The organism is Gillisella terrae (assembly GCF_004801395.1).
Lineage (GTDB): Bacteria > Pseudomonadota > Alphaproteobacteria > Rhizobiales > Rhizobiaceae > Allorhizobium > Allorhizobium terrae.
In genome coordinates this window covers 108,897-131,379 of the sequence record NZ_SSOA01000001.1, presented here as the reverse complement: position 1 = coordinate 131,379, position 22,483 = coordinate 108,897, and the positions used below count along the sequence as shown (strand labels likewise).

At 55.6% G+C, this 22,483-nt stretch carries 21 protein-coding genes; 5 read left to right on the top strand and 16 right to left on the bottom strand.

Features of this window, described 5'->3' with window-relative positions:
- Positions 1 to 11: 11 nt before the first annotated feature.
- The 9 genes from E6C51_RS00640 to urtA form a co-directional block, all read right to left on the bottom strand.
- A complete protein-coding gene (locus tag E6C51_RS00640) occupies positions 12 to 266 on the bottom strand; it encodes a DUF1272 domain-containing protein (RefSeq protein ID WP_190234684.1) in 255 nt (84 codons plus the stop codon).
- Positions 267 to 270: 4 nt separating this feature from the next.
- Complete coding sequence (locus E6C51_RS00635) at positions 271 to 573, bottom strand: urease subunit gamma (RefSeq protein WP_146933017.1); 303 nt, start codon at positions 571 to 573, stop codon at positions 271 to 273.
- A gap of 39 nt (positions 574 to 612) precedes the next feature.
- On the bottom strand, positions 613 to 1,380 hold the full coding sequence (locus E6C51_RS00630) for an urease accessory protein UreD (protein WP_190235060.1): 768 nt from the start codon (positions 1,378 to 1,380) through the stop codon (positions 613 to 615).
- Positions 1,381 to 1,458: 78 nt separating this feature from the next.
- Positions 1,459 to 2,637: an alpha/beta hydrolase family esterase gene (locus tag E6C51_RS00625; protein ID WP_190234683.1), complete on the bottom strand. Its 1,179-nt coding sequence runs from the start codon at positions 2,635 to 2,637 to the stop codon at positions 1,459 to 1,461.
- Between the two features lie 176 nt (positions 2,638 to 2,813).
- Positions 2,814 to 3,509, bottom strand: coding sequence for an urea ABC transporter ATP-binding subunit UrtE (gene urtE / locus E6C51_RS00620; protein ID WP_190234682.1), 696 nt, complete (start codon positions 3,507 to 3,509; stop codon positions 2,814 to 2,816).
- Between the two features lie 186 nt (positions 3,510 to 3,695).
- Positions 3,696 to 4,451 carry an urea ABC transporter ATP-binding protein UrtD gene (gene urtD / locus E6C51_RS00615; RefSeq protein WP_146933011.1) on the bottom strand — a complete coding sequence of 252 codons (756 nt, stop codon included), beginning with the start codon at positions 4,449 to 4,451 and terminating at the stop codon, positions 3,696 to 3,698.
- Entirely contained in the window at positions 4,448 to 5,599 is a 1,152-nt protein-coding gene (urtC, locus tag E6C51_RS00610) for an urea ABC transporter permease subunit UrtC (protein ID WP_146933009.1), read from the bottom strand. Before urtC ends, urtD begins: the two co-directional genes overlap by 4 nt.
- Positions 5,596 to 7,194, bottom strand: a complete 1,599-nt coding sequence (gene urtB / locus E6C51_RS00605; RefSeq protein ID WP_407920765.1) for an urea ABC transporter permease subunit UrtB — start codon at positions 7,192 to 7,194, stop codon at positions 5,596 to 5,598. The genes urtC and urtB overlap by 4 nt, the downstream gene beginning before the upstream one ends.
- Before the next feature lie 364 nt (positions 7,195 to 7,558).
- Positions 7,559 to 8,848, bottom strand: a complete 1,290-nt coding sequence (gene urtA / locus E6C51_RS00600; protein WP_190234681.1) for an urea ABC transporter substrate-binding protein — start codon at positions 8,846 to 8,848, stop codon at positions 7,559 to 7,561.
- 207 nt (positions 8,849 to 9,055) lie between these two features.
- Between urtA and E6C51_RS00595 the strand changes: the two genes are divergently transcribed.
- The 3 genes from E6C51_RS00595 to E6C51_RS00585 all read left to right on the top strand — a co-directional run bounded on the left by E6C51_RS00595 (position 9,056) and on the right by E6C51_RS00585 (position 12,720).
- On the top strand, positions 9,056 to 9,514 hold the full coding sequence (locus tag E6C51_RS00595; RefSeq protein WP_190234680.1) for a DUF5680 domain-containing protein: 459 nt from the start codon (positions 9,056 to 9,058) through the stop codon (positions 9,512 to 9,514).
- A 91-nt stretch (positions 9,515 to 9,605) separates the two neighbouring features.
- Positions 9,606 to 10,193 carry a biliverdin-producing heme oxygenase gene (locus E6C51_RS00590; RefSeq protein WP_190234679.1) on the top strand — a complete coding sequence of 196 codons (588 nt, stop codon included), beginning with the start codon at positions 9,606 to 9,608 and terminating at the stop codon, positions 10,191 to 10,193.
- Positions 10,180 to 12,720 (top strand): HWE histidine kinase domain-containing protein, encoded by a 2,541-nt coding sequence (locus E6C51_RS00585; RefSeq protein ID WP_190234678.1) that lies wholly within the window; start codon positions 10,180 to 10,182, stop codon positions 12,718 to 12,720. The genes E6C51_RS00590 and E6C51_RS00585 overlap by 14 nt, the downstream gene beginning before the upstream one ends.
- Before the next feature lie 342 nt (positions 12,721 to 13,062).
- Here the strand turns inward: E6C51_RS00585 and E6C51_RS00580 are convergent, their stop codons facing one another.
- A complete protein-coding gene (locus E6C51_RS00580; RefSeq protein ID WP_146933001.1) occupies positions 13,063 to 13,887 on the bottom strand; it encodes an aspartyl/asparaginyl beta-hydroxylase domain-containing protein in 825 nt (274 codons plus the stop codon).
- 34 nt (positions 13,888 to 13,921) lie between these two features.
- A complete protein-coding gene (locus tag E6C51_RS00575) occupies positions 13,922 to 14,179 on the bottom strand; it encodes a hypothetical protein (RefSeq protein WP_190234677.1) in 258 nt (85 codons plus the stop codon).
- On the opposite strand from E6C51_RS00575, the gene E6C51_RS00570 reads away from it, so the two are divergent.
- Together E6C51_RS00570 and E6C51_RS00565 are read left to right on the top strand one after the other, a co-directional pair.
- On the top strand, positions 14,178 to 17,558 hold the full coding sequence (locus E6C51_RS00570; RefSeq protein ID WP_190234676.1) for a hybrid sensor histidine kinase/response regulator: 3,381 nt from the start codon (positions 14,178 to 14,180) through the stop codon (positions 17,556 to 17,558). The two genes, E6C51_RS00575 and E6C51_RS00570, sit on opposite strands and share 2 nt — an antisense overlap.
- On the top strand, positions 17,551 to 18,483 hold the full coding sequence (locus E6C51_RS00565; RefSeq protein ID WP_190234675.1) for a response regulator: 933 nt from the start codon (positions 17,551 to 17,553) through the stop codon (positions 18,481 to 18,483). The genes E6C51_RS00570 and E6C51_RS00565 overlap by 8 nt, the downstream gene beginning before the upstream one ends.
- Before the next feature lie 228 nt (positions 18,484 to 18,711).
- On the opposite strand, the gene E6C51_RS00560 is transcribed toward E6C51_RS00565, so the two are convergent.
- The 5 genes from E6C51_RS00560 to minC all read right to left on the bottom strand — a co-directional run bounded on the left by E6C51_RS00560 (position 18,712) and on the right by minC (position 22,436).
- On the bottom strand, positions 18,712 to 18,903 hold the full coding sequence (locus E6C51_RS00560; RefSeq protein ID WP_407920758.1) for a type II toxin-antitoxin system PemK/MazF family toxin: 192 nt from the start codon (positions 18,901 to 18,903) through the stop codon (positions 18,712 to 18,714).
- Positions 18,890 to 20,269 (bottom strand): hypothetical protein, encoded by a 1,380-nt coding sequence (locus E6C51_RS00555; RefSeq protein ID WP_190234674.1) that lies wholly within the window; start codon positions 20,267 to 20,269, stop codon positions 18,890 to 18,892. The genes E6C51_RS00560 and E6C51_RS00555 overlap by 14 nt, the downstream gene beginning before the upstream one ends.
- Positions 20,270 to 20,465: 196 nt before the next feature.
- The gene (gene minE / locus E6C51_RS00550; RefSeq protein ID WP_190234673.1) at positions 20,466 to 20,726 is read right to left on the bottom strand and encodes a cell division topological specificity factor MinE; all 261 of its coding nucleotides are present in this window, start codon (positions 20,724 to 20,726) and stop codon (positions 20,466 to 20,468) included.
- Positions 20,723 to 21,538 (bottom strand): septum site-determining protein MinD, encoded by an 816-nt coding sequence (gene minD / locus E6C51_RS00545; protein WP_146932987.1) that lies wholly within the window; start codon positions 21,536 to 21,538, stop codon positions 20,723 to 20,725. Before minD ends, minE begins: the two co-directional genes overlap by 4 nt.
- Positions 21,539 to 21,671: 133 nt before the next feature.
- On the bottom strand, positions 21,672 to 22,436 hold the full coding sequence (gene minC, locus E6C51_RS00540; RefSeq protein WP_190234672.1) for a septum site-determining protein MinC: 765 nt from the start codon (positions 22,434 to 22,436) through the stop codon (positions 21,672 to 21,674).
- Positions 22,437 to 22,483: the final 47 nt, after the last annotated feature.

Here is a 22,483-nt window from a genome sequence, read left to right as displayed (position 1 = left end):
TCTCCCGTGGTTCACGCGGCAATGAACGGCGCACAGCCTTCAGCTTTCAGCACGCGAACCGTTGATGGTGGATTGTTGATCAGCTTTTGTGCCGGGCGAATGGGTCTGCGCACCAGCTCTCCACCACAATTGGGGCAAAAGCCGCCCAAGATGCCGTTAGCGCAATCGGTGCAAAAGGTGCATTCAAAACTGCATATCAGCGCATCCCGACTGTCTGGCGGAAGATCAATATCGCAGCATTCGCAATTGGGTCGAAGCGCCAGCATCGGCTCACCTTATCGGTTCGTGAACAGTGACCAGTTTGGTGCCATCGGGGAATGTGGCTTCCACCTGCACATCGTGGATCATTTCGGCAATGCCATCCATCACCTGATCGCGGGTCAGAACATGGGCACCCGCCTCCATCAGTTCCGACACCGCCCGACCATCACGCGCGCCTTCCACGACAAAATCAGAAATCAGCGCAATCGCCTCGGGATAGTTGAGCTTGACGCCACGCTCCAGCCTGCGCCGCGCCACCATGGCAGCCATGGAAATCAGCAGCTTGTCTTTTTCTCTTGGCGACAGATTCATGCGTGGTCCCCAACAAATCCTGTGTTTCAAATCGTGTGATTACAAAGTCCAGACTTTCGGCACAGACGCGCCCGCGCGCAAGGCCGAAATGACCGGGATCAGCATTTTTCTCAAGGAAAACCCGTCACTGCTCATAAAACGGGCAATCAGCTTGTCATTCCATAGGCTTGTGCCTGCAAAACCCTGTCCGCTCTGCGCATCCAGCACGCTGCGCACCGTTGCATGATGCGATTCCGCTTTTGGTCCAACATAGAGCAAAGTGGCAAAGGCCACATGACCATCGAGCACCGCCTTTTCTGCCGAGATGTCCTGTACCGGTCCCGAAAGCGCCAGCTCTTCGGCATGAATAAGCTTGCCAGCGCGGCGAATGCGCCATTGATCGCGCACCAAACCGTTTCGCATCACCTCGCCCATGGCCTTGCGCCCCAGCAAGATCGCCTCCACGGCCAAAAACTCAGCAGTTTCATGCAGATCCACATCCAGCTTGCGGCTCAGGGATGCCTGATCAAACACAATCGATTCCTGCGGCAGCCAATGCACCACCGCGTCAGCACCAACCGCGATGTGGCTTTTCACCTCCGCCGTGTCGCTGGATGCCTTATAAATTTTCTCGCAGGCTTGCGTGGTCAGGGTCAAATGCGTGCCAGTGCCAGCCTGAAACGCCCATTCCAGCCGATCGCCGCCGGTCAAGCCACCAGAGGAATTGATCAGCACGGCTTCCATGCGGCCATCAAAACTCTCCGGGATACGAATTTTGGCGCAGCCTTCCTGAAAGAAAGTGGCAAGCCGCGTCTTTCCATCCAGCATTTTGCTATCAAGCCGCCCGCGCCCAAAAGCCCGTTGCGGCCTGCTGATTTCGGCTGATTGCACGCCTGCTCCTTCACATCATCGCGACAAACGCGCACCCATGGCCAAAGAATCCGCATCCTCGCCCGCTTGGGCATTGGTTTTCAGCACGGTTGTGCAGGCTGTGCTGACAGCGCCGGTTCCCTTTTTCGCGCCATCCGCGCAAATATCCTTGGTTCCGGCCTTGGCCATCAGATCGCCACTGCGCGCGTTAAAAAACGCCCACATGCGCTTTGCGGCATAGACCGGCTCTTGCCCCTTCTCGTTCACGGCCTTACCGCTTATGGATGCCAGCGAAAAGCCAATGTCGCGCCCCGGCCAGTCATGGGTCTGGCCTGCAATTGTATAGGACAGGATTTTGGCCCCGCCCTTGCAGCGCTCGTAGGTGGCCGATGAAATCTTGTTACCCTTGATGACCGTTTCAGACCCTTCACAGCCGTCAAGCTCGGCCCAGCGGCTCAATGCCGTTTGCCCGCCATATTGCCAATAGGGCTTGCCGCCGCCGACATAAGGATTTGTGTTATCTTTCAGCCCCCAAAAGGCGATAATCGATATCGGTTGGGCGGGATTGCAGGTTTTAGGATCCGGCAGCCATTTGCCTTTGGACTGTCCCTCCTGCATCTGGGTGGGATAGCCTGCCCGCAGGCTCATGACGAAACCGGCTGCCGAGAAATCACGATTGCCATTGCAGATATATTGCGACAGCATTCGGCCACCGCCGGAATAGCCAGACGCAAACACCCGCGTGTCATCCACGCAAAAGCGCGCCTTCACCTGCTCAACAGCCTCGCTCAGGAACTCGGCATCATCCGGCCCATGTCCGGGCGTCACACCCGGCACATTCCAGGCATGGGTGCCCGGCATTTTGCCCACCAGCCCGCCTTCGGGGGCTGCAACGATAAAGCCGTTTTCGCGGGCCACATCCGGCCAGGCGCTGCGCTCCATCTGGGCTTTGGGAAAACTGTTGGAGCCATGCAGATCAAACACCACAGGCACTTTGGTTTTGGCAGTATAGCTTTGCGGTACAAACACCATAACCCGGCGCTTCACACCATCGGATTCAAACGACAGCTCCTGCAAGCCAGCGCGGGCCGTTAAGCCGCAACCGGATGCGGCCATGGCATGACCGACAAAACCACTGAAGCCTACAAACAATGCTGCACACGCACTCGCCACCAAACCCGGCCACCGCAAACCAGAAACGCCACTGCTTGTCATCAAGTTTTCCCTAAAGCATGTCGCGTTTAATTGTCCTCAATTAAACGATACCGCACATGCGACAAAATAAGAACGAAGCCTGTTAGCGTGACCCTATTCGCGCAAACAGGCTTCGTTACCGATGGCAGAAAATATCACATAGAATTGCAGCATCAAGGAAAACCACAAATACATCCTTAAACAGTCAAATGGCGGCGAGCCTCCTGGGTATCCAGAGTTTCAGCCGGGCCTTGATGCACAATCTCGCCGCGATCCATGATGTAAACATGGTCGGCAAGCTCACGGCAGAAGTCCAGATATTGCTCGACCAGCAAAATCGCCATGCCGGTTGAATCGCGCAAGTATCGAATAGCTCGGCCAATGTCTTTGATGATCGACGGCTGAATGCCTTCAGTCGGCTCATCCAGCACCAGAATTTTCGGCCTTGTGACCATGGCCCGGCCAATGGCCAATTGCTGTTGCTGGCCGCCCGACAAATCGCCGCCGCGCCGCGCCAACATGCTTTCAAGCACCGGAAACAGGCTGAAAATATCGTCGGGAATGGTTCGATCCTTGCGTTTCAAGGGCGCAAAGCCGGTTTCCAGATTTTCCTTGACGGACAACAGCGGAAAAATCTCGCGCCCCTGCGGCACATAGCCAATGCCCTGTTTGGCCCGGTTGAAGGGGGCCATGCCGTTCAATGTCTTGCCATCAAAAGCAATGGTTCCCCCTGACACCGGATGTTGTCCTGTGACGGCGCGCAATAGCGAGCTTTTACCCACGCCATTGCGGCCCAGAACACAGGTGATCTTGCCCATCGGCGCGTTCAAGCTGACCGAGCGCAGCGCTTGCGCGGCACCGTAATGGAGATTGACGTTTTCAACTGTCAGCATTGGTCGTTCCCGTATCGTTTAAGGTTTCCCCTCCCCAACCCCTCCCCACAAGGGGGAGGGGCTAGAAGGCCGACACCTTGCATTCTTTCAAAATCGCCTCAAACAGACGCAAAGCTCCCTGTGATATAAACAGGGCAGCCCAGGCTTAAGCCCTCCCCCTTGTGGGGAGGGTTTGGGAGGGGTTCTTCACCGCCCCAGATAATTTTCGATCACGCGCTGATCGTTGGAGACAAAATCAATCGAGCCTTCGGCCAAAACCGCACCTTCGGCCAAACAGGTCACTTTCACGCCGAGATCGCGGATAAAACCCATGTCGTGCTCCACCACCACCACGGAGCGGGTTTTGGCAATTTCACGCAGCAGAATGGCGGTTTCGGCCGTTTCAGCATCGGTCATGCCCGCCACAGGCTCATCCACCAGCAGCAGTTTTGGCTCCTGCGCCAGCAACATGCCAATTTCCAGCCATTGCTTTTGGCCGTGAGAAAGATTGGCCGCGAGATCATTCTTGCGGTGGCTCAGGCGAACGGTCTCTAAAATATTGTCGATCCGCTCACGGTCCTGCGCACTCATGCGGTAAAACAGCGTGGAGAAAACCCCGCGTGGCTTGTTCAGCGCCAGTTCCAGATTGTCCCACACGGTATGGCTTTCAAACACCGTGGGCTTTTGGAATTTGCGGCCAATGCCGAGCTGGGCAATTTCGGCCTCATCACGCTTGGTCAGATCAATCTTGCCGCCATCAAAAAACACCTCGCCGCTATCGGGCCGGGTTTTGCCGGTGATGATGTCCATCATCGTGGTTTTGCCAGCGCCATTCGGGCCGATGATGGCGCGCAATTCCCCTGGCTCCACCACAAAGGACAGAGAATTCAGCGCCTTGAACCCATCAAACGAGACGCAGACACCATCGAGATACAAAAGGCTGCTGGTGGTTTTATCGCTCATGGCTTGGCCTCCACAGTTTTATGGGCAATCTCGGCGTCTGCCGCATCCCGATATTCCTTGCGGCGGCCCCAGAGTTGCGAGGCGGTGCCCACAATGCCTTTGGGCAAAAACAGCGTCACCAGCACAAACAAGCCACCCAGCGCAAACAGCCAGGCATTGGGGAACAGGCCGGTAAAGATGGTCTTGCCACCGTTGACGAGGATGGCACCGATGATGGGGCCAATCAGCGTGGCGCGGCCACCCACCGCCGTCCAGATCACCACTTCGATAGAGTTTGCAGGTGCAAATTCGCCGGGATTGATAATACCGATCTGCGGCACATAGAGCGCACCGGCAACACCGGCCATCATCGCCGACACCACGAAGGTGAACAGCTTCATGTGCTCCACGCGGTAGCCCAGAAAGCGCGTGCGGCTTTCGGCATCGCGAATACCCACCAGCACCTTGCCGTACTTTGAGCGCACAATGGCAGACGCCAGCATCAGAGAGAGTGCCAGTGTCACGGCAGTAATGGCAAACAGGGCGGCGCGGGTGCCATCGGCCTGAATATTAAAGCCGAGAATGTCCTTAAAATCCGTCAGGCCGTTGTTGCCGCCAAAGCCCATATCGTTGCGGAAGAAGGCCAGCAGCAGCGCATAGGTCATGGCCTGGGTGATGATCGACAGATAGACGCCATTGACGCGCGAGCGAAAGGCAAACCAGCCAAACACAAAGGCCAGCAGACCAGGTGCGACAAACACCATAAGAGCGGCAAACCAGAACATATCAAAGCCATGCCAGAACCATGGCAGCTCTTTCCAGTTCAAGAACACCATGAAGTCCGGCAGGATCGGGTCGCCATAGACACCGCGCGGGCCAATCTGGCGCATCAGATACATGCCCATGGCATAGCCACCGAGCGCAAAGAATGCGCCATGGCCCAGCGAGAGAATGCCACAAAAGCCCCAGACCAGATCCAGCGCCAAGGCCAGCATGGCATAGGTGAGGTATTTGCCAAACAGCGCCACCATATAGGTGGGAATATGCAGGGCACTTGTCTCTGATGTGAGCAGATTGAGCGCTGGCACCACGATGGCCAAAGCCAGCAACAGGCCAATGGCAATCAGGATTTTACGATCCAGCGAGCGCAATAAAAACGAGGTGATCATGCCTCCACCGCCCTTCCCTTGAGTGCGAAGAGACCACGTGGCCGCTTCTGGATAAACAGGATGATGAGAACCAGCACGAGGATTTTGCCAAGCACGGCACCGGCATAGGGTTCAAGAAACTTGTTGAGAATGCCGAGCGAAAACGCCCCTACAAGCGTGCCCCAAAGATTGCCAACGCCGCCAAACACCACCACCATGAAACTGTCGATAATGTAGCTCTGGCCAAGGTTGGGCGAGACGTTATCAATTTGCGAGAGCGCAACACCCGCCATGCCGGCAATGCCGGAGCCGAGCGCAAAGGTAAACGCATCCACCCAAGGGGTGCGAATGCCCATGGAAGACGCCATGCGGCGGTTTTGGGTGACGGCCCGCATTTGCAAGCCAAAGGCCGAGCGCTTGAGCAACATGAGAAGTGCAAAGAACACTGAGAGCGAAAACACCAGAATCCAAAGCCGGTTCCAGGTAATCGTCAGGCCACCCAATGGGAAAGAGCCAGACATCCAGACAGGGTTGGACACTTCCTGATTGGTGGGGCCAAAAATGGAGCGCACCAATTGTTGCAGCATCAGGGAAATACCCCAGGTGGCCAGCAGGGTTTCCAGCGGGCGACCATAGAGAAAGCGGATGACGAAACGCTCGATCATCAAGCCAAAGGCTGCTGTGACCAAAAACGCCACAGGAAGAGCGATGGCGAGAGACCACTCAAACAGGCCGGGTGCATGAGCTTTCAGCACCTGCTGCACCACAAAGGTCGAATAGGCTCCCAGCATCACCATTTCGCCATGGGCCATATTGATAATGCCCATCACACCAAAGGTGATGGCCAGGCCAATGGCGGCCAACAGCAAAACCGAGCCAAGCGAAATTCCATAGGTGATATTCTGGGCCGAATTCCACAACGCGGCCTCATGCTGGAGCGAGGCAATGGCCGCATCAATATCGCCCTTCAAGGCGGGATCAGCGGTTTGCGCCGCATTGCCCAAGATGGAAAGGGCATCTTGTCCGCCAAGACCGCGAATGACCTTGATGGCGGCACGCTTTTCATCAACCGGACGGTTGGAGGTAAGAAGAGACACGGCCTGCGCCTGCACCAAAAGCTTTTTGACTTCGCTGTCTTTTTCCTTGGAAAGCGCCGTATCCAGCAATTCCAGATTTTCTTCGCTTGGAGCCTTCAACAGCGCATCGGCAGCACTCAGCCGAACTGCACGGTCAGGGCTCAGCAATGTCAAACCGCCTTGGGCAGAGCGAATGGCGCGGCGCAAATTGTTGTTGATCCTGATCCGGGTCATCGCCGATTTGGCTTCCTGCCCGGCGTCTGCACCCGTCATCGGGTCTTTCAAATTCAGCTTGCTGCCTGCCGATTTGACAATAAAAACAGCACCATCAGATTTGCGCGCATAAAGATCACCACCGCTTAACGCTTCAAGAGCTGGCACAGTTTTGATATCGCCGCTCTTGCCCAAAGCTTCGATAATTTTTTCGGCCTGCGCAAAATCAGCTATGCCCAGCGATTTGATCAGGCTGGCCGGGTCATCATCAGCACGGGCCACGGAAAGGCCAAAAGCCAGGATCAACAAAAGCCCGGCAGCCAGCACAGATGACAGATGGTTCAAACAGGATCGCAATGTTTCGGCCCTTTTTTATTCGATAGCATCGTTCGCTGTGAATGCCATTTCCGTTTTGATATGCCGCCTACCCCCCTCTGGCTTGCCAGCCATCTCCCCCACAAGGAGGGAGATCGGATAGTAGTTTCTGCCCAGTTTCTCTCTTGAACCGTCAATTCTGCGCAGGAGTCGACTAGGAGCAAAAGGCCAATTCCGCGTCGATCTCCCTCCTTGTGGGGGAGATGTCCGGCAGGACAGAGGGGGGTGGGCCTCATATCAAAACGATAAAGAGATACCCCACGAGAAAAAACTGCGGATGCCCACGCACCCGCAGCAAGTTTCAGGCTGGGAATAATTACGAGCCTTTGCCGCCGCATTTTCCGGTGGTGACGTTGAAATTGCCGCAGTTCATTGGCATGCGCCAATCGGCAATCAGGTCTTTGCTGTCTGGCAGGTAATCCGACCAGGCATCGCCCACCACTTCCGGGGTCTGCGAAACGATGTCGAACTGGCCATTTTCCTGAACTTCGCCAATCAGTACCGGCTTGGTGATGTAGTGGTTTGGCATCATCGATGCATAGCCACCCGACAGGTTTGGCACGGTCACACCCGGCAGAGCCTCGATCACCTTGTCCGGATCAGCAGAGCCTGCCTTTTCAACCGCCTTCACCCACATGTTAAAGCCAATATAGGCGGCTTCCATCGGGTCATTGGTCACGCGCTTGTCGTTTTTGGTAAAGGCGTGCCATTCCTTGATGAATTCGGCATTGGCAGGCGTATCGACCGATTCAAAGTAGTTCCACGCGGCCAGATGGCCAACCAGTGGCTTGGTGTCGATACCGGCCAGTTCTTCTTCACCAACGGAGAAGGCCATCACCGGAATGTCTTCCGCCTTGACGCCCTGATTGCCCAGTTCCTTGTAGAACGGCACGTTGGCATCACCATTGACGGTGGATATCACAGCAGTTTTCTTGCCAGCAGAGCCGAATTTCTTGATGGCCGCCACTTCGGTCTGCCAGTCAGAGAAGCCGAATGGGGTGTAATTGACCTTGATGTCTTCGGCCTTCACGCCCTTGGACTTCAGGTAGGCTTCCAAAATCTTGTTGGTGGTGCGAGGATACACATAGTCCGTGCCTTCCAGCACCCAGCGTTCGACGCCTTCATTCTTCATCAGATAGTCAACAGCCGGAATAGCCTGCTGGTTAGGTGCGGCACCCGTGTAGAAAACGTTGCGCTCGCTTTCTTCACCTTCAAACTGCACGGGGTAGAACAGAACCGAATCCAGCTCCTTGAACACCGGCAGCACCGATTTACGCGACACCGATGTCCAGCAACCGAACACGGCAGACACCTTGTCCTTGGAAATCAGCTCACGCGCCTTTTCGGCAAACAGCGGCCAGTTGGAAGCGGGATCGACCACCACGGCTTCCAGCTTTTTGCCAAGGACGCCACCCTTCTTGTTCTGCTCGTCAATGAGCATCAACATGGCATCCTTGAGCGTCGTTTCGGAAATCGCCATGGTGCCAGAGAGCGAATGCAAAATACCAACTTTAATCGTGTCATCTGCCGCAAATGCGCCGTGGAAAGCGGTGCTGGCCAGCATGGTACCCAGAAGCGCGCCCTTGAGCTGTGCTTTGAAGTTCATCTGATATTCCCCTCTTTTGCTTAGGCAACCTGTTGAATTGCAGGTCTTCGTGTTGCTGAAGAGAGTATCCATCGCTGCGGTGCAAAAACGTATACGTCGAATGACGTAGACGGCGGCATGGAGAGAGAAAAGAGCTTGAGTAGCTCTGTTGACCAAAAACGAAATCTGAAATATGTTCTCTTTTTGTTCCGAGAAAAGGTAAACGGTATGACCGAGCTAGAAGCCTTTATTGTTGAAGCGAAAGCCAATTGCTACATTGGACGCGCACCGAAAAACGATCTGTCATGCCGCGACGGCAGCCATGACCTCAGTTTTAAAAAAGCAGATTTCTCCTATCTCGACAGCTATTTCGGAGGCACCGATTTCATGGGACAGGAAATTGTTTGGCATCATGGCATCCCAATCTGGGGAATGAACTACTTTGGTAAAATCCTGCATGATGAACTGTTAGATGCTGAAACCGCAGGACGTATCATCACCACATCTCTACAAAATCTTTACATGCAGGGCCGTTTTTTAGGCGGATTCTCTCATGAGATTGAAGGCTACCGATATCGAGATCAGACTGAGGGTTCATACCGGCGCTTTACTGGTATAGAAACCATAAGCCGCGATAAGCTGTGCGTGTATCAACTTGATTATCATGGCGGAATGATCCGACCTTGAAACGAAACAGTCACAGCCCCCCTTGTAATATATTGCTTGTGCGCAATTTATAGTGCTAACACGAGCTCTTGTTTAGGGAGAGAAAAATTAGATGGCCGTATCCCATCGGCGCCAGATGCTGAGGCGTGGCACGGCACAGATGCACAATGCGCTGGATGCCATGATCGGCGCGTTCTCCTCCCATCGCGCTTATGAAGCCTATGTTCTGGGCACAGCCCGTTTTCGCTTGCCTCTGGAGAGCACGATAAAAAACTGCGCCCCCTTTGAACTGCTCAGCGGGTGGCAGCCGTCTTTGATTGGCGATGCCATACGGGCGGATATGTCTGCGCTTGGTTTGCCCACGGACGAGCCATTGCGCACCAAAGCCCATAAGGTCGCAGTGCCACAGCCGGAAACAATCGATGATTGGCTGGGCGTCTTTTACGTGCTCGAAGGCTCTTCGCTGGGCGCAAAGCTGCTTGTCAGGCGTTTGGACGCCCTGAACATCAATCACACCAATGGCGGTGCCCACTTAGCGACACTGGCCAAAGACTCTTCCAATTGGAGCGCCTTTTTGGCACTGCTTGACACCATCCCGGATGTGGATGAAGCACGCATGATCCATTGGGCCAATGCAACTTTTTCATTCGCCCATCAGGCGTTTGAAACCGTGATGGAAGACAGCCTTGCAGACCACTGACCTGACCAATTGCGACCGCGAACCCATCCATATTCCCGGCAGCATTCAGCCGCATGGTTGCCTTTTGGCCTGCGACGCGCAAGCATCCAGTGTGCTGCGGCATTCGGCCAATGCGGCAGCGTTTCTGGGCCTGACGGATCCAATAAATGGCCAGCGGCTTGAGGAACTGGTGGGCGATCAAATCACCCACGATCTGCGCAATGCCCTTTCCATGGCACCCGAAGCGTCACGGCCCGCTGTGCTGACCCATGTGCAGATCAATGGTGCCTATTTCGATATTTGCGCCCATAGCTTTCGCGGCCATGTCATTCTCGAATTTGAACGTTCCATGGGCATCAGCGAGCCACTTCAGCTGGCACGCGAGCTGATTGGCCGGATCAAAGATATCAAGGATATCAATAGCCTCATCAAAGCCTCGGCGCGCCTGGTGCGTGGCGTGCTCGGCTATGACCGGGTGATGATCTACCGCTTTGACGCGGACGGGTCCGGCAAGGTGATCAGTGAGGCCAAAAGGGCCGATCTGGAGAGCTTTCTCGGCCAATATTTCCCGGCATCAGACATTCCCCAGCAAGCCCGCAAGCTTTACATGCAAAACCCCATTCGCATCATTTCAGATGCCAGTGGCGAGCGCGTGCGGCTTGTGCCCGAACTGGATGCTTCCGGCGAGCCGCTGGATCTGTCATTTGCGCATTTGCGCAGCGTTTCTCCCATCCATCTGGAATATTTGCGCAATATGGGCGTTGGCGCGTCCATGTCGATTTCCCTGATGATGAATGGTGAGTTGTGGGGATTGATTGCCTGCCATCATTACAGCCCCAAAACTTTGGGGCTCTCGCAGCGCATTGCCGCCGAGATTTTTGGCGAGTTCCTGTCGCTGGAGCTTTTGGCCCTTCGGCAAAGCCTGAGACTGAATCTGTCAAACCAGACACGCCAATCGCTGGATCGGTTTTTGCATCTCGCCTCCCATCACACCGATGTGGAAGAGCTGTTTCGTGAAAGTCTGGCCGATTTTAAAGACCTGATTGAATGCGATGGCATTGGCCTGTGGATGAACGGTCAGTGGTCGTCGATTGGCACCACCCCGCCTGCGGCGGATATTGAGCCCTTGATGCATTTTCTAAGCAGTGTGTCGGAAGGGCAAATCTGGGCAAGCCACACTCTATCCAGCGCCTTTCCTCCGGCCGATGCCTATCATCAGGCCGTGTCCGGTGTGCTGGCCATCCCGTTCAGCCAAATTCCAAGGGATTATCTGGTCTTTTTCCGCAAAGAGAGATTGCAGACCCTCAACTGGGCTGGCAACCCGGATAAATCCTATACGACCGGTCCGTTGGGCGACAGGCTGACGCCGCGCAAGAGCTTTGCGATCTGGAAAGAAACCGTGCACCGGCAATCCAACGCCTGGAGCGACATTCATCGTGAGATTGCCGCTGGCATTCGCTCCGTGACGGTCGAAACCGTCCTGCGCCATAACGAAATCATGCAGGATGAACGTCAGAAGTCCGATGTTCGTCAGCGCATCCTGAACGAAGAGCTCAATCACCGGGTCAAAAATATTCTGGCGGTTATCAAGTCTCTGGTCGGCGCACCAGCCCGGCTTGAACAGAGCTTGAGCGACTATGTGGCGACGCTCAAAGGGCGCATCCAGGCGCTGTCCCATGCCCATGATCAGGTGATCCGCGGCAGCGGCACCGGCCAATTGCAGGATTTGCTCAAGGCAGAGCTTGGCCCCTACCATCACGACACGACCGCCATCCATATGGATGGTCCAATGGTCATTCTCGATAGCCGCGCCTATGCCGTTATGGCACTGGTGATCCACGAGCTGTCCACCAATGCGGCAAAATATGGTGCGCTGTCGCGCCCTGGCGGAACCTTGCGTGTGAGCTGGACGTGGACAGATCAGGGCGATTGCACGCTTGTTTGGCAGGAGACTGGCGGCCCCTTCGTTGAGCAGCCATACCGCCGAGGCTTCGGCTCGGCCTTGATTGACCGCAGCATCCCCTATGACCTTGGCGGCCAAAGCTCGGTGCGATTTGAGCCGACCGGCCTGGTTGCCGAACTGGTTATACCCTCACAATTTCTCAGTGGCTTTCGGCAGGCGGATTCGAAAGCGAACAACAACGCATTTTCTACGGACGCCTCTCCCATGTCAGTCATTGATAAAACCCTGCCACTCCTTTTGGTCGAAGATCAAATGTTGATCGCCATGGACGTTGAGATGATGCTCAGCGATGCAGGTTTTGAAAAAATAATGACGGCAGGCTCTGCCCCGAGTGCTCTGGCCCAGTTGAAAAACACCAAACCAGCCTTTGCTGTGCTCGATATCAACCTTGGCAATCACACTTCTGTGGCCGTGGCAGAAGAGCTTCGTCGCCTTGGCATCCCCTTCATCTTTGCCACAGGCTATGCGGAAGGATCGGTGGTGCCGGAATCGTTCAATGACGTGCCAGTGGTCAACAAGCCCTATGAGAGCGATAGATTATTGGCCGCCATCACCGCACGGCTCAACACACCATCACTGTCTTGAAAAAAAATCGGCTCTCCTCATCACCATGAAGAGAGCCGGTTTTCCATTCTACAGCGCTTCTCACCAGATATGCACAATACACGACGCATAGGTTTTACCGTATAGCTCACCCCCCTCTGCCCTGCCGGGCATCTCCCCCACAAGGACGGAGATCGACAAGGAGCAGACTTCCCGCTCCAAATCCAGCCTTCACCACGTCGAAACGCACCACCGTTTCAGTTGAAACGAGCGGGAACGCCTATCCGATCTCCCTCCTTGTGGGGGAGATGGCTGGCAAGCCAGAGGGGGTAAACGGCACATGAAAACCTCTGCGTCGAGACTGTGCCATTCCGATTAAAGGAATTATGCCGTCGGCTGATTGCGCAGTCTTTCTGCTTCAGCGTAAAATTTCTTTTCCCACTCATTGTGGTTGTCGAGACCTTCACGAATAAAGGGCGTGAAGATTGCCAGATGCATCAGCATCCAGTTGACCAGCTTTGCCGGGAATTTCAAAGGCTTGGTAAAATCAACAAACAGCACCACGCGGGTCTTGTCGGTGTGGTTCCAGGCTTCATGCTCATAGGCATCGTCAAAAATCAGCACCTTGCCCTCTTCCCAATGGCAAATCTGATCCTTGACCCGAATGGCAATGCGATCACTCTGCTCCGGCACAATCATGCCAAGATGCAGGCGCAGCACGCCATTGTAAGGGCCGCGATGGGCTGGCAGATGCTTGCCCGGCTCAAAGATTGAAAACATCACGGTGGTCAGACCGGGAATATTTTGCATGGCCTTCCATGTTTCCGGGCAGGCATCAATATTCTGCTGCGATTTCAAACCGAAACCCAGAAGAAAGAAGGTCTTCCAATGGTTGTCGGTGGAAATGGTCTTCACATCGGTGGAAATATCCTGAAAGCTTGGCAGCTCGCTCTGGCGCAACAAGATCTTGTCCAGTTCGGCGCGAATGGCCGGATAGGCTTTTTCAACCTCTTTTGCCCAGGGAAAGGTGGCATTGTCATAGACCGGCGGATTGCCAAGCTTGGCATATTTAAAATTCAAGCGCTCTGCCCAACCAACAATGCTCATAAAAAACCGGGTAACGCGGCTGGGCCGCTCCATCGGCGCAATGCCACTGGTGCCGAAACTTTGTTCGTGCGGGGCGGAGGATTTAGAGGCGGGCATATCCATCGGATGACACTTTCTTCCTAGAAAGACCAATCGGTTAACGGGCGTGTGGCTTTTCGTGTTTCAGTTTTCGAACCGGCGCAAAACAAAACACGACAAAATTGATCTGGTATTTCGATTGGCCAGCAAAATACGGATAAATTGCGACATACACGCTCAGAATACGAATACAAGAGACGAAAACAACAGGCTTTTGCGCAGAATCAATCAGCCAGCGCTTGCCAAAGCCCGATAATCCCTCCAACAATTCATTGAAAACAAAACCATAGCCACACAGGATCGTAAAATTTCGCATGGCCGCACGCCAACGCATTATCCCGGTTCGACGTCAGTATAATCGCTGGGTGGCCGACCAGACGCTGGAAGATTATGCCCTGCGGTTTACCGCCAAAAGCGCGCGCCGCTTTTCCTCCAGCCGCATTTCGCAAACCGCCATCGGGGCCATTTCCTTTCTGGCGCTGGAGGCCATCGGCGGCACCATCACCTTGTCTTACGGCACCACCAATGCGTTTTTCGCCATTCTGGTGGCTGCCTTTCTCATGCTGCTGGTGGGCCTGCCGATCAGCCGTTACGCCATCCGCGAAGGCGTGGATATTGATCTACTGACCCGTGGCGCGGGCTTTGGCTATATCGGTTCCACCATCACCTCGCTGATCTATGCGGGCTTTACCTTCATGCTGTTTGCCATTGAGGCATCCATCATGACCGGCGCACTAAACCTCGCCTTCGGCATTCCACCCTCCATAGGCTATGTCATCTCGGCGATTGTGGTCATTCCGCTGGTGACCTACGGTATCCAGTTGATTTCGCGCTTTCAATTGCTCACCCAGCCAATCTGGATTGTGCTGAACATCGCGCCCTTCGTGTTCATTGCCTTTCAGGATTGGAGCAAGTTTGACCTCTGGCAGGCTTTTGCCGGGATCAGCCATTCCAATGCGGGCATTGAGCCAACTTCCCCCTTTCGCCTGGCGGATTTTGGCGCAGCCTCTGCCGTTATTCTGGCACTGATGCCGCAAATTGGCGAACAGGTGGACTTCCTGCGCTTTCTACCGCCCGAAGGTGGGCGCAAATTGCGGCATCGGCTCGCCGTGTTTCTGGCCGGTGCTGGCTGGGTGGTGGTGGGCGTGCCAAAGCTGTTGGCCGGCTCGTTTCTGGCGGTTCTAACCCTCTCCAATGGTGTTTCTCTGCAAAATGCCGCCGATCCGGCCCATATGTATCTTACCGCCTTTGGCTATATCGCCCCCAACCACACCATTGCCCTGTTACTGATGGTGGCCTTCGTGGTGGTGTCACAACTCAAGATCAATGTGATGAATGCCTATGCGGGCTCGCTGGCATGGTCCAATTTCTTCTCGCGCCTCACCCATAGCCATCCGGGCCGGGTGGTGTGGCTGGTGTTCAATGTCGGCATCGCCCTTTTGCTGATGGAGCTTGGCATCTATCGGCTTTTGGAAGCAACGCTTGGCATTTTCTCCATCATCGCCATGGCGTGGCTGTGCACCATTTCCGCCGATCTGTTCATCAACAAGCGCTTGGGGCTGGCACCAAAGGGCATCGAATTCAAACGCGCCCATCTCTATGACATCAACCCCGTCGGCTGCGGCACATTGCTCATTTCAGCAAGCCTTGCACTCGCGGCCCACTTTGGCCTGTTCGGGGCGCTTCTGGCCTCGCTTTCCACCTTTATCACCCTGCTCGCCTTTGTGATTTCGCCGCTAATCGCATGGTCGACGAAGGGCAAATATTATCTGGCCCGCAAGCCGCGCCAAAGCTGGAAGACGCTGCACCAGATCACCTGCTCCATCTGCGAGCATCCGTTTGAGCCGGAGGATATGGCGTGGTGCCCCGCCTATGCCGCCCCCATCTGTTCGCTCTGTTGCTCGCTCGATAGTCGCTGCCATGATATGTGCAAGCCCAACGCCCGCCTGAACACGCAAGTCGGCACGGTCGCCCGCAAACTGCTGCCGGACACGGTGATTGACCGGCTGATGACCCGCCTTGGCCGCTACGCGCTAACCAGCGTGGGCGCGATTTCGCTGATCGGAGCCATTTTGGCGCTGATTGCCCATCAGGTCTCCGCCGCCTCGCCAGAGACGGCGCTGGTGGTCAATGGCACCATTCTGATTGTTTTCTTTGTCTTTTCCGTCATCGCCGGAATTGCCACATGGTTTTACGTGCTGGCGCACGATAGCCGGGTGGTGGCCGAAGAGGAATCCTATCGCCAAAACAGCCTGCTTTTGAAAGAAATCTCCGCCCACAAAAAAACCGATGCCGCCTTGCAAAGCGCCAAGGAAACCGCAGAAGCCGCCAACCGCGCCAAGAGCCGCTACGTGGTCGGCCTGTCCCACGAGTTGCGCACCCCGCTCAACGCAGTCCTTGGCTATGCGCAATTGCTGGAGCAGGACGACACGATCCCTGCCCCGCGCCAACCGGCCATCAAGGTCATCCGCCGCTCGGCCGATCATCTCTCCGGCCTGATTGATGGTTTGCTGGATATTTCCAAAATCGAGGCGGGGCGGCTGCAAGTCACACCTGCGGAGCTGAATATTCACGATTTTCTCGACCAGATTGTCGATATGATCCGCCCACAGGCAGAAGCCAAGGGGCTGATTTTTGCCCACACCCGCAGCAAGAACCTCTCGCAATATGTGCGCACCGACGAGCGCCGCCTGCGGCAAATTCTGGTCAATCTGCTCTCCAATGCCATCAAATTCACCGATACGGGCACCGTGCGTTTTGATGTCGATTACCGAAGCCAGGTGGCCAGCTTCACCATTGCCGACACCGGACGCGGCATTGCGGAAAAAGACATTGAGCGGATTTTTGAACCCTTCCAGCGCGGCGAGGCCGATAGCACCCGCCCCATGCCGGGGCTTGGCCTTGGCCTGACCATCACCAAATTGCTGACCAACACCTTGGGCGGCGAAATCACCGTGCAAAGCCAGCGTGACACTGGCACAACATTTCGGGTGCGGCTGATGCTGTCTGCCGTGGTGCGGCCCAGCACCGCCCCGAAAGCCGAGCGAAAAATCCATTCTTACGATGGCCCGCGCCGCACCCTCGTGGTGGTGGATGACAACGAGGACCACCGCGACCTGATGCGCGAGGCGCTGGCCCCCTTGGGCTTTATTGTGCTCACCGCCAACAGCGGGCCAGATTGTTTGGCGCTGATTGAAGGCGTCAAACCCGATCTGTTTTTGGTGGATATTTCCATGCCGGGCATGAACGGCTGGCAATTGGTGGAAAGGTTGCGCGATGCGGGCCAAACCGCGCCTATCCTGATGCTGTCGGCCAACATAGGCGATGGTGCGGTGCGCGAACCCGGCTCCAGCGGCCATAATGATGCCATCCCCAAGCCGGTGGATGTGAAAATGCTGCGCGACAAGCTGGCCCACCATTTGAAACTGACTTGGCTCTACGCCGATGACATCACGCCAGACACACCTAAGGCCAAGCCGCCTCTGGTTTTGCCCGATGCCAGCGCCATTGAAGATTTGCGCCAATTGGCCCAGATTGGTTATAAACGCGGGCTGGACGGCAAGCTGCAAGAGCTGGCAACCAACCCGGATTATCAGACCTTTGTCGAAGAGCTGCGCGCCTTTGTGCAAGCGTTTGACATGGCCGGATTGATCGCCCGTCTGGATACAATCGAGAAAGAGAAACCCCGTGGCTGAGACCTCCTCTCCCCCCGCCTCCTCTCCGCGCGATATTGTGCTGCTGGTGGATGACAGCCCGGAAACGCTGGGCTTTCTCACCGACGCTTTGGAGCAATCCGGCTTTTCGGTGCTGATTGCCACCTCCGGCCAGGCCGCCCTTGGCATTGTCGAGCGCATCAGCCCCGATTTGATCCTGCTGGATGCCATCATGCCCGGCATGGACGGCTTTGAAACCTGCCGCCAGATCAAGGCGAACCCTTCTGTTTCGCAAGTGCCGGTGATTTTCATGACCGGCCTGACCGAGACAGAACATGTGGTGCACGCGCTGGATTCCGGCGGGGTCGATTACCTCACCAAGCCGATCAATATTGATGAACTGCGCGCCCGCATCCGCGTGCATCTGTCCAACGCCCGCTCGGCCCAAAGTGCGCGCGTGGCACTGGACGCCGCAGGCCGCCACCTGATTGCGCTGCGCGGCGATGGCAGCCTGCTATGGTCCACGCCTCAGGCCAGCCGATTGGTGAGCGATGCCACCGGGTTTGATGACGGATTGGAAACCGTGACCCGCTCGATTGCTGACACCATGAAAGGCAAAGGCACCCTTGCCCGCGACAAGGCCTTTACCCTGCCGCAAGCGGAGGCCGCCAGCCTTCAGATCACCTATCTCGGCTCCATGGGGGCCGACGAATTTCTCTTTCGCCTCACCCAGACCAACACCCAGCGCGAAGACGAACAACTCCGCCAGGCCTTTGGCCTCACCGTGCGCGAATCTGAAGTGCTGCTGTGGATTGCCCGCGGCAAACCCAACCGCGACATCGGCGAAATTTTGGGCCTCGCCGCCCGCACTGTGAACAAACACTTGGAGCAGATTTACGTGAAGCTTGGCGTGGAAAACCGGGCGTCTGCGGCGGTGAAGGCGGCGGCGGTGCTTCGGGTGGAGTGAGGGGCGTTTGCGCAAGGATACCCCCCTCTGCCCTGCCGGGCATCTCCCCCACAAGGAGGGAGATCGACAAGGAGCAGACTTCCCGCTCCACATCCAGCCTTCACCACATCGAAACTCACCACCGTTTCAGTTGAAACAAGCGACAACGTCTATCCGATCTCCCCACCTGTGGGGGAGATGGCTGGCAAGCCAGAGGGGGGCATCCTTGCACCGAGGTCCACCATCCCCTCACTCAAGAATCGTCGCCAACCGTGCCAACACCTCATCCACAATCTCGCTCGGCACGGATTCAAGCTTTTTGCCCTTACGCGCCGCCAAATCGAGCGCACGTGGCTGATCGCAACGCACAACACCCGTGGTGCGCAAACCAATCCCGCTATGCGTCTTGAAAACCAGGAGCCGTGATTCAGTGCGTCTCATATTTTGCCAATGCATTTGCCACCGCTTGCTCACCTTCTAGAAATACCTCGTCTGCATCCCGACGCACGAGTGTCCGTTGGAGGGCCGCCGTCAGCGTCTCAGCAGTTATTATAAGAACCCCAAGACGCTCTGCCTGCTCGATATCTCCTCGTATCTCTGATCGTTTCTTGGATGTTACAATTACCGGCAAGACTTTTAAGTGTTTATTGTTTGACGCCTCGAGTCTGCTGCGGACAATTTCTGACCGCTCAATCAAAAGTGGAAGTTTATTGTCAGTCTTCAGCGGGCCAGTGGTACATTCGATGACCGCAAAATGACCTTGAGGCGTCGTCGCGATTAGGTCCGGAGCCTCTTGCAATTTTGGGGTTTGACCTAGGTTGGTAACGCTGAATCCCAACATCCACAGTAGCCATGCCACACCTGATTCCAAATCACGAGCATTACCTTTTCCGGGCTGTTTCGCCAGAAAGTCGGCCAGACTAGCTAATTTATGATCAAACGCTTCGTATGAAGCACGGCGTGGATTTTGCGCCATACTCGGATCCGCAATCCATCCTTGATGATAGACTATACCGGAATATGATGCGTAAGCTTGGACGACGGCAGCTCTCGGAACTTGAATTTTTGTGCTCCCCCGACGCACACCATCTGTTCCGACTATCCAATCCATGACCTCGCCAGAAACAACGCCTCGTTCGACAAGATTTCCGCCGCCCATAACTCTGTAGGTTACACCTGCCTTGGCAGGATCACAGGCGGGCGACATTCTCACTGCGATTTCACACTCCGTGCCTGTTACCAAAGTCGAAAGGTCTATTGCTATAATTCCGAGAGCAACGGCCTCAATTGCTATAACGTCTGACCGCAAAGTTCCCACGCGATAATGGTTCATCAGCTCTTGAAGACCATCATATGGAATAGTCGCGCCCTTTAATTCCCAATCCAGTTCTGGCTGTAGTTGTTGGAGTTCCGCTTGACCTCCTAGAACCGTCAGCACTCCGATGCGCTCGTTCGGCATTCCGTCACTGTGGAATGGCTGATAATGCCCGCCATATCGACCAGAAGAACCGCTAAACTGGATGTCACCTTGGGGAGTGCGGATTACACCCCTCAGTGCTTCCGCTAGGAAATCCTCGGGACTAATATCAATTTCACTCAACCGGAAATGGCCTGCCCTTACCCGTTTAAAAGAAAACGAGCCGAGCGGTGCAAACGGCGTTGTCGCGCCGAAAATAAGTCTGGCCTGTAGCAGTTCAAATCCTGTAGCCGTTTCCAATGCCACGTAGCAAAAACTGGGATGCTTAATGCCATCTCCCCAATCTCTGATTGACGCGAAGAATGCGTCGACTGAGTCATTTAAATCCATTTTCCCTCCGAATTGCGGATGCAGTGTCTATTAGTTAAAAAAATAATTTCCTCATGGCACCAGCAACAATCCACCCATTAAAACAGAAAACAACTCAAGAGGCACCTTCACGAATATTGCGCTCATGACCCGATACAAAAAGGCGCAAAAGCAGAGCCTTTGCGCCGAAACTTCTCTAAAAATGACAGCCTTAGTATCACGCCGCAAGCGGCGTCGCATCCCGTGGAATTTCGACGTCAATCTCCAAAATCGACACATGCTCATCGCGGTCCACCTTGATGCGCACTTTGTCCGCATCCACTTGGACGTGTTTGGAAATCACGGCCAGAATTTCCTCGCGCAGGATGGCGACGAGGTCGGAGCCTTGGGAGGCGCGCTCGTGGGCGAGTAGCACTTGCAGGCGCTCTCGCGCCATCGGCGCGGTTTGGGGTTTGCGAAAGAGGTTGAAAATGCTCATGCGGCCCTCCGGGAGAAAATCTTGCCGAGCAGACCTCGCTTCTCCTCGGGCAGAGTAACAGGCAGATCTTCACCGGCCAAACGGCGGACGGCTTCGAAATAGGCGGTGGCAGCCGCACTCTTGGTGTCGGCCAGCGTGACGGGAGAGCCCATGTTCGAGGCCTTCAGCACGTCAGAGCTTTCAGGAATGATGCCAAGAAGCGGGATGGACAGGATTTCCAGCACGTCTTCCACCTTCAGCATATCGCCGCGCTGGGCGCGGGCGGCATCGTAGCGGGTCAGCAGCAGGTGCTTTTCCATGCGCTCGCCGCGCTCGGCCTTGACGGTTTTGCTGTCCAGAAGACCAATGATGCGGTCCGAGTCGCGCACCGAAGACACTTCCGGGTTGGTGACAACCACAGCCACATCGGCATGGCGCATGGCCAGCGTTGCGCCGCGCTCAATACCAGCGGGGCTATCGCAGACCACCCAGTCAAAATGCTGCTTCAGCTCGGTGATCACCCATTCAACACCTTCCGGCGTGAGATTGTCCTTATCGCGGGTCTGCGAGGCGGGCAGCAAAAACAGCGTGTCCAGCCGCTTATCGCGGATCAGCGCCTGCGTCAGCTTGGCATCGCCCTGAATCACATTGACCAGATCGTAAACCACCCGGCGCTCGGCACCCATCACCAGATCGAGATTGCGCAAGCCGACATCAAAATCCACAACGACAACTTTTTCGCCGCGCTGGGCGAGTGCGGCACCAAGGGCGGCAGTCGATGTGGTTTTGCCAACCCCACCCTTGCCTGATGTCACAACAATGACCTTCCCCATCTTGCTCTCCTGTCTTTCGCCGTGCTGTGTTTCACAGTCTGCGGCCAAGCTGCTGGTATTTTTTTTAAATCCGGCGGATGCCGAATCAAATTCATCAATTGTCATAGGCAACAAAGGCGGCGTCAAACTGACCTCAGGCCATTTTCGCTGCTTTTATCGCGTCGCCTTCCAGCCAAAGCTGCACCGGCTTGCCCAACAATTCTGGCGGCAGATCCTCGGCCATTTTGTAAATGCCGTCGATGGCCACCAACTCGGCCTCCATCTTGCGGCAAAAAATCCGCGCCGTAGAATTGCCAACCGAGCCTGCCATGGCCCTGCCCCGCAAGGCACCGTAAATATGGATAGAGCCGCCCGCGATAATTTCGGCACCCGATGACACCGCACCCAACACCGTGACATCGCCCTCGGTAAAAATCACCGATTGGCCAGAGCGAACCGCCTCAGGGATCATCAGCGACTGCACAGCACTTCGCACCTCTGGCGCACGTTCCTGCGTGGCGGTCTCGGGCGCTGGCTGCGGCTCGTCTTTTTCAATCTGCTCGGCCGCAGGGTCTGGCGCGGGCTTGGGCACTTCGACATCAGAAACCGGACGGCCACCTTTCAGGATTGGCGGCATGCCGCGTTCCACCATCGATGGCTTGGCACCTTCCAGCCCCATAATGCTGACATTGCGGCTGGCAAGCTTGGCAATCAGGTCTTTCAACTGTTCGCGGTCAATCGCCAGATCTGCCACATCAAGCACCACCGGGCGGCCCAAAAAGAAGCCAGCCGAACGCGAGGCGAGATCATCCAGCCGCTCAAGCCACTGATCCACCGGCAGATCCGGCGAGAGCACAACCGCCAAAAATGACCGGCCTTTTATTCTGATGGAACGTGGTTCTGTTAGCACTTTGGTCATCTTCGTAAACAAATCATTGCCGAGTTTTACGGCTGATTTGGTTAACA